Here is an 8154-nt window from a genome sequence, read left to right as displayed (position 1 = left end):
GTGGGGAAGTGGGGTGGTGGGGAAGTGGGAGCCAGAGCATTTGTACGACTATTTTCCACAGGCAGTTTAAATACAGTACAGCTTAGAAGACGAACAACAAACCTCCAGAATTTGTTTTAGGATAATATTTGTCAGCTAAGAGGGGGATAATATGGGGCGATTCTGGTTAAAGGTGAGAACTTTTGGGCAAAATATCTTAATCGGTTTAGGTTTAGTGCTATTAATCGGTTTTTATCAGAGTATCAGCGCCAAATCTACCTCATTGATGATTGTTTATCCTCCCGATAATCATCAAACCACGGCCGCCAGAATCTTTTTTATTGGTTCTGCTCCTCCATCGGGTCAAGTTTTGCTCAATAATCAACCGATTCAACGCAGTGCTAAAGGATATTTTGCCCCTAGTTTTCCCCTAGAAGTTGGCGAAAATAATTTCACTATTCGCTATCAAAATCAAACTATTAATCGCCAAATAATTCGTCGAGATACTCAAGCAGTTATTCCCCAAGAATTAGCTTTTGCTGATAACTCTCTCAGTCCTTCTGTCCACAGGACAAGGTTAGTGGGGGAATGGATTTGTTTTAGTGCGATTGCCACTCCCCAAGCTCAGGTTTCTGTGCAGTTAGGAGATAAAATACTGCCTCTTTTACCCCAACCTCAAACCACAAAACTGCCTAGTAATGCCGCAGTTTTAACTAATCTTAATCAAGCGAATTCCGAGGATAAAACTGGTTACTATCGAGGTTGTCAACAGTTTCAACAAGAGGCTAACTTAGGAAAACCTATTTTTACAGCACAATTAAATAATCGATCGATTAGTCAACAAAGTCAAGGAGAAATTAACATTATTAGCGATCAAAATTTACCGGTGATTGAAATTATAGTTGCGGAAGGGGTAGCGCGCACGGGGCCGGGTAGTGATTATTCCCGTTTAACTCCTTTACCCCAAGGCACGAAAGCGAGAGTCACTGGGAAAGAAGGGGATTGGTTACGGTTAGATTATGGTGGTTGGATTTTAGAGCGAGAAACCCGTTTAATAGTCAATGAGGTCTTAGATAATGCTAATATTCGCGGTCTCTCTTCTCGAAGTATCAATCAAGCAACGGAAATTATGTTCCCCCTCTCCCATCCTGTACCCATCGCCGTGGCACAAGAGGATGATAAATTTATTTTGACCCTTTATAATACCATTGCCCAAACCGATACAATTTTTCTAGTGGATAATCCTTTGGTCAGACGTTTAGATTGGCGACAAATCAACCCGACTACGATAGAATACACTTTTAATCTTAACCAAAAACAACAGTGGGGTTATAGTCTTCGTTACCAGGGGACAAATTTAATCTTAACCCTGCGTCATCCCCCGGAAAAAAGTGATAATTTACAGGGCAAAGTTATTTTATTAGATCCCGGACACGGAGGTAAAGAAACTGGTGCTGTCGGTCCGACGGGTTACACAGAAAAAGAGATTAATTTGCTTATGTCTAAATTAATTAAACGGGAGTTAGAAAAATTCGGGGCAACAGTTTATTTAACCAGAGAAACGGACATCGAACTATCCCTACCAGCACGAGTAGAGATGATTAATAATCTACAACCAACCCTAGCAATATCGGTTCACTATAATGCTTTACCTGATGATGGAGATGCCTTAAATACCCAAGGAATTGGCATATTTTGGTATCATCCCCAAGCAGCGGATTTATCAGTTTTTCTCCACGATTATTTAACCAAAAATCTTAGTCGTCCTTCCTATGGAGTATTTTGGAATAATTTAGCTTTAACTCGTCCCTATAGTAGTCCTTCTTTGTTATTAGAGTTAGGATTTATGAGTAATCCTCAAGAATTTGAATGGATTACCGATACTCAGGCACAAAAACAATTAGCGCAAGTTTTAGCCGCCGGAATTAGCCAATGGTTTCAACAATCTGGGGTAATTGCTTCCAGTTAAAATTTAATGGCAATCCGAGGGAGATAAGCTTAAATCTTTGTGAAAAATCAAGCCCTAGCTGGAAAGCCAGTGATAGGATTTTCTGGAGTCTTTATTTTAGTCTGAGGAAATTAAATCAAGTTCATGGAAAAAATGTTACCAGTGAACAGCCATCGGACAAAATAACTGCTAGATTACAAGGTATAGTCGATCACTCTCTAGTAGATATTTAAACAGCGATCGCTCTGGGACAAAAATCTCTGGATTAGCCAACAAATAAAGATAGTTTACTGAAAATTTGCCAACAGTTCACACCCTTATAGACAACTTGATCGCTGCCCCCCTTATTAAGGGGGGATTAAGGGGGGATCAAAACCACCTTATTAAGGGGGGATCAAGGGTGGATTAAGGGGGGATCAATCGCTCACCTCAAGGTTGGGGTAGCCCAATTAAATCCCACTCCTGTTATTATTCTCCTCTACCCATGACTAACTCTTTATATATCAGCACGACGGCAACGGGAAGCGGTAAAGCGTTAGTAGCTTTAGGAATTATTGACTTAATTCTCCGCAAAACTAATAAAGTTGCTTTTTTCCAGCCAATTGTTCTCGACTGTTCCCAAGGTCATCGGGACGAAGACATTGACTTAATCCTCAATTATTTTAAATTAGAACAAACCTACGAAGAGGCCTTCGGTTTATGTTACGACGAAGTGAAGGAGTTATTGGTACAACAAAAATTTGATGAAATCATCGAAAAAATTATCAAAAAGTTTAAAAACTTAGAGAAAAAATATGATTTTATCCTCTGTGAAGGTTCCGATTATCTGCAAGAAAATTCCGCCTTTGAATTTGAAATAAATACAGAAATCGCCAAAAATCTCGGCCATCCCATCTTAATATTAGGTAATGCCTACCAGCGCAGTGTCGAAGATGCCCTTAGTCCGATCCTGATTTCCTGCGATACCTACCAAGATAAAGGTTGTACGGTGATCGGAATTATTATCAATCAAGCTGAAGAGGAAAAAACCGAGGAATTACGGAAAAGCCTGACTAAAATTTTTCCCCCCCAAGAATATGCCCTAGGAGTGATTCCCCACAATGCCAAACTTAGCAGCCCGCGAGTGGCAGAAATCGCCCAACAATTACAGGCAAAAGTTCTCTACGGACAGCACAGATTAGATAGTTTAGCTAGTAACTTTCTGGTGGTGGCCATGCAGATGCAAAATGCCCTAGAACGGCTAAAAGAAGATAGTTTAATTATCACTCCTTGGGATCGCGGCGATGTGATTATCGGGATGTTACAGGCCCACCAATCGGCCAATTATCCCCAATTAGCCGGTATAGTCTTAACAGCAGGTCATAACCTCAATCCTTCGATCGCCCGTTTAATTGAAGGTTTGCCCGATCCCTTACCGATTCTCTCCGTCACCACCGATACCTACACCACGGCCGAACGCATCCACCAAGTGCGGACCACCCTAACCTCGACGGACTACGATAAAATTAACCTCAGTCTGCAGCTTTTTCACAGTAACATCAATCTCGATCGCCTAGAAGCGCAAATTCGCACTTTGCGGACCCAGGGGATTACCCCGAAGATGTTCACCTATAATCTCGTACAACAGGCCAAAGCGCAAAAACGTCACATCGTTTTGGCCGAAGGGACTGAACCGCGCATCCTCCAGGCGGCCACAGTGTTAATCGAACAGGATATCGTCGATTTAACCCTCTTGGGACAACCGGACGAGATCGCAATGGTGATTAAAAAACATGGTATCACTCTCGATCTCGATCGCCTGCAAATTATTGACCCCGTGGCTAGTCCCCATTTTGAAAGCTATGTGCAGACCCTCTACGAAGCGAGAAAAGCCAAGGGAATGAATCTCGATATGGCCCGGGATTATGCACAGGATGTCTCCTATTTTGGCACTTTAATGGTGTATCAGGGCGATGCTGATGGTATGGTATCGGGGGCAGTGCATACCACTCAACACACGATTAGGCCTGCACTCCAGATTATCAAAACTAAGCCCGATTGTGCGATCGTCTCCTCGGTCTTTTTTATGTGTCTAGAGGATCGGGTCTTGGTCTATGGGGATTGTGCGGTCAATCCCGACCCCAGTGCCGAGGAATTAGCCGAAATTGCTCTATCTTCTGCCGAAACCGCCCAAAAATTCGGAATTGAACCGCGAATCGCCCTGCTTTCCTATTCTTCGGGTCAATCGGGCCAGGGAGAAGACGTGGAAAAAGTACGACAAGCGACCAAAATCGCTAGGGAAAAACGCCCCGATTGGAAGCTAGAAGGCCCAATTCAGTACGATGCGGCGGTAGATAGGGAAGTAGCCGCCCAAAAAATGCCGGGGTCAGAGGTGGCGGGCCAAGCAACGGTGTTTATTTTTCCTGACCTGAATACAGGGAATAATACTTATAAAGCCGTACAGCGGGAAACAAAAGCTTTAGCGATTGGTCCAATCCTACAGGGATTAAAAAAACCCGTCAATGATCTCAGTCGCGGTTGTACCGTTCCCGATATTATCAATACGGTGGTAATCACAGCCATTCAATCCCAATCTTTTTGAGTTATCAGTTAGAAAACGGGTTTCTCAAAAAAACCCTTTTTCTGGAATATGCTTATACCATTTCTCTAAATGAAAACTACACATCGAATTTAAGTCACCCTTTTTAAGGGGGATTTAGGGGGATTAAACTTCTGTAGTCAGACTTTGGAGAATTGGTATTATTTCCTCCCGACCGGGCCAGAGCGGGAATCAAAACTATCTCAATGGAGCGAGATGAATCGCGACCAGAATAAAACTAACGCGGTAGCGTTTCCACTTTCGGGGAGTTTTGGTTCTCGACGTATTTTTTTAGTTGTTCGACAGTAACGTCGCCACAACTAGCCACGAAATAAGCTCCCGTCCAAAAATAGGGTTTGTTGTCGAAATACTCGGCCGCCAAATACGGAAATTCTTGTCTAATTAAGCGACTACTAACTGTTTTAAGGTTAGCGATTAGTTGGGTCCATGATTGTAATTATAGCGTTTCCTGTTCGCAAGAGATACATTATCGATGGTGAAAAGCTTAATTAGCAAAGGTTAAACTGTGCCACACAGGTGTGAGAACCGCTATAGTTGATATCCTAGGCAGTAAGTGTTATAATTTAACTATACATCACGCTCACGAAAGACAGTGATAACGCTTACCTACCAGTACAAACTAAAGGTAAACAGACAACAGGAACAGGAGATAATCCACATTCTTGATGTTTGCAAAAGCGTTTATAATTACGCTCTTTCAGAACGGAAAGATTGGTTAAACTCTCGAAAGTGTCTTGCGGATCACTGTTCGCTAGTTTCCGAGTACATAATTCCTGCGGATGAACCCTATCCTAATTACTTCGTTCAAGCTAAAAATCTAACGGAAGCTAAAAAAGTTTACCCGATATTAAAGACGGTTAACGCTCAAGTTTTACAGCAAGTCTTAAAAACTTTAGATAAGGCGTTTAACCAGATGAAATCGAAAGGCTTCGGCTTTCCTAGATTTAAGAAAAAGATGCGGAGTTTTGTTTTTCCTGCGCTGTCAAAAAGCTTTCTAGGTGACGAATACTTAAATTTTCCACAATTGGGAAAAATTAGAATCAGGCAATCTAGAGAATACCCGTCTGGGTTCGAGCCTAAACAAGCTCGAATTATCCAAAAAGCGTCGGGATTTTACGTTTCGGTTTCCTTCCAATCTCCGGAATTAGTTCCCGATATGACAGTGGGGAAAACCTGTTTAGGAATTGACGCGGGGATTGAGAGTTTTGTTGCTACTTCACGGGGAGATTTAATCAAAGCCCCTCGATTTTTGTTGAAAGTACAGAGTAAGCTTAAATTGCTACAAAGACGCTTGAAACGGAAAACTAAAGGCTCTAGCAATTGGTTAAAACTTCAGGAGAAGATAGCAAGATTACACGAAAAAGTGTCTAATCCCCGTAGAGATTGGCACTTTAAACTAGCTCATTACCTTTGTGATTTTGCTGATAATATCTTTGTTGAAGATATTAACTTCGTTTCCTGGTCTAGAGGGATCGTTAGAAAACAATCTCTAGATTCGGGCATCGGTAGTTTTATTAATGAGATACTACCGTTTGTTGTTTGGAAACGGGGAAAATATTATCTTAAGGTCGATAAAAACGGAACTTCCCAGGATTGTCCGAATTGTGGTGCGATTACCGGCAAAAAGTCGTTATCGGAAAGAGTCCACCGGTGTGATTCTTGCGGCCACATTGAACCAAGAGATACGGCATCAGCGAAGGTAATCGAGAACCGAGGAAAAAACGCGGTCGGGCTGACCGTGTTAGAAAACGCTTGCGGAGGCGGTCTGACGGGGGTCGTCCGGTTAAACCAGGTCGATCTAGTTAAAAGCCTAAGAACCGAGAATCCCCCGCTACACCGCGCGAGCGGTTAGCGGGGGAGAGTCAAACTGGCCTTTGTTTCATCCCATCGGTAAAACCGAGGGTCTTCACCCGACATTGCAGATAAACCTTTTCTACCCTGGGAGAAAAACCGAGCCATTGACGAGATAAACGAGCAAAAGTGTCAGGATCACCGCTAACTGCGAAGTTAGTAGGTAGGGGTGTTTCGGGATTTTTTAGACCTAATAATTCTAGTTCTTTTTCCGCCGCTCGGACAACGGAAGCGGCGGGATCTACCAACCGCACGGAACTAGGTAAAAGACGACGTAAAACCGGGGAAAGATGGCGATAATGGGTACAACCATAGACCAGAGTATCAATATTTTCTGCTAGTAAAGGCTGAAGATATTCCCTAGCCACCTGCGTGGTGTAGGGGTCAAAAATGCGGTTAGCCTCGATCAAAGGGACAAATTCAGGACAGGGAATTTGCCAAACTTGGGCAGTAGGATCGATTTCTTGAATCGCTTGTTTATAGGCATTACTTTTAGCCGTAGCCGGGGTAGAAATCACACCAATGCGCTTTCCTTTTTGAACGGCAGTTTTTGCCCCGGGTAAAATTACCCCCAAAATCGGTAAATCTTTAAATTCGGCCCGCACTTCTTCTAAAGCCAAGGCGGAACTGGTATTACAGGCCATAATCACCATTTTCACCCGGCGCTCGCCCATCCAAGTGAGAATTTCCTGGACAAATTCGATAATTTCCCCTTTAGAACGGGTTCCGTAGGGAAGTCTAGCGGTATCGGCGAAATAGAGAATCGATTCTTGGGGCAGCTGTTTATACAACTCCCTTAAAACGGTCAGTCCACCCACACCACTATCAAACACACCAATCGGACTAAGTTGTGATTCTCTCATAGATATCGAGGAAAACGCTGATCTAAAATAGCTTTATTTGATGATATTAAAACACGAATTTTTTGATTGGTAAACTAATGCTCCAATGATTTAATCATTAACGGAGATTTCGTTGAATATATTCAATAATCCCCCCAGCGATCGCTGCCGCCATTTGTCGTTGAAAGTTGGCATTGGCTAATTTAGGAGCATCCTGAGCACCGGTAACGTAACCCACTTCCACGAGGGTAGAGGGCATTCTGGAGGTTCTCAGCACATAGAAACGGGCCCGACGCACCCCCCGATCGCGCATATCGACACTGCGGACAATATTGCGATGGATGGTGTCCGACAAACGGCGATCACCAAAGTAATACACCTCTATGCCGTTGACATCTGGTCGTGCTTTCCCCATAGAGTTAGCGTGGATACTGACAAATAGATCGGCATCGATCTGGTTAGCCAAATCTGTGCGGCCTTGCAGGGTGACGAAAAAGTCGCTATCTCTAGTTAGACGCACATCGATGCCCTGTTGTTGCAGGATGCGGGTAACTTCTAGGGAAATGGGCAGAATCACGTTTTTTTCCTGAAGGCCACCAATTCCGATCGCGCCCGGATCCTTACCACCGTGGCCCGGATCGATCACCACTAAAAAGCGGCCATTGCGTTGTCGAGGATTATTAGGAGTGGGGTTAGAGGGGCGCGGAGGTGGGTTAAATTGCCCCATATTGGGGGGCAAAGGGACGGGAATAGTGGTGGAGTCAGGAACCTGAGAAACGGGGACAGAATTGCGGGAGGAGAGCAATTCTAGGGCTAGGGTTTGACTGTCCGATTGAGTTAATTGTCCCAGTTGAAACCCTGCTGCGGTCTGTACCAAAATCAGCACCTTATTGGCGCTTTCCTGACGTACCCGCAGTTGATAGATGGGACTATAG

Annotated in this window: 5 protein-coding genes and 1 pseudogene; 3 read left to right on the top strand and 3 right to left on the bottom strand. The window is 43.7% G+C overall.

The genetic code is table 11. The annotated features are described in order from the left end of the window. The first annotated feature begins 151 nt into the window (after positions 1–151). Both IQ242_RS10880 and pta read left to right on the top strand, forming a co-directional pair. Positions 152–1948, top strand: coding sequence for an N-acetylmuramoyl-L-alanine amidase (locus IQ242_RS10880; RefSeq protein ID WP_193959983.1), 1797 nt, complete (start codon positions 152–154; stop codon positions 1946–1948). 463 nt (positions 1949–2411) lie between these two features. After that, a complete protein-coding gene (gene pta, locus IQ242_RS10875) occupies positions 2412–4508 on the top strand; it encodes a phosphate acetyltransferase (RefSeq protein ID WP_193959982.1) in 2097 nt (698 codons plus the stop codon). A 235-nt stretch (positions 4509–4743) separates the two neighbouring features. On the opposite strand, the pseudogene IQ242_RS10870 reads toward pta, so the two are convergent. Further along, positions 4744–4950, bottom strand: a pseudogene (locus IQ242_RS10870) (transposase); the annotation flags it as partial. Positions 4951–5118: 168 nt separating this feature from the next. Between IQ242_RS10870 and IQ242_RS10865 the strand changes: the two are divergent. Continuing rightward, positions 5119–6378 (top strand): RNA-guided endonuclease TnpB family protein, encoded by a 1260-nt coding sequence (locus IQ242_RS10865; protein ID WP_193959981.1) that lies wholly within the window; start codon positions 5119–5121, stop codon positions 6376–6378. Between the two features lie 10 nt (positions 6379–6388). On the opposite strand, the gene murI is transcribed toward IQ242_RS10865, so the two are convergent. Together murI and IQ242_RS10855 are read right to left on the bottom strand one after the other, a co-directional pair. Continuing rightward, positions 6389–7240 carry a glutamate racemase gene (murI, locus tag IQ242_RS10860; protein WP_193959980.1) on the bottom strand — a complete coding sequence of 284 codons (852 nt, stop codon included), beginning with the start codon at positions 7238–7240 and terminating at the stop codon, positions 6389–6391. A 97-nt stretch (positions 7241–7337) separates the two neighbouring features. Next, on the bottom strand, positions 7338–8154 hold an 817-nt coding region (locus IQ242_RS10855), incomplete at its 5' end, for an N-acetylmuramoyl-L-alanine amidase (RefSeq protein WP_193959979.1).

This window comes from Microcystis sp. LEGE 08355 (assembly GCF_015207185.1).
GTDB classification, from domain to species: domain Bacteria; phylum Cyanobacteriota; class Cyanobacteriia; order Cyanobacteriales; family Microcystaceae; genus Microcystis; species Microcystis panniformis.
The sequence above is the reverse complement of the archived record's forward strand: the minus strand, read 5'-3'. Positions and strand labels throughout refer to the sequence as shown.

What these genes read in the sequence shown, in the direction of transcription:
- pta (WP_193959982.1), top strand. Translation starts at nt 2,412, where the DNA reads ATGACTAACTCTTTATATATCAGCACGACGGCAACGGGAAGCGGTAAA.
- IQ242_RS10880 (WP_193959983.1), top strand. Translation starts at nt 152, where the DNA reads ATGGGGCGATTCTGGTTAAAGGTGAGAACTTTTGGGCAAAATATCTTA.
- murI (WP_193959980.1), bottom strand. Translation starts at nt 7,240, where the DNA reads ATGAGAGAATCACAACTTAGTCCGATTGGTGTGTTTGATAGTGGTGTG.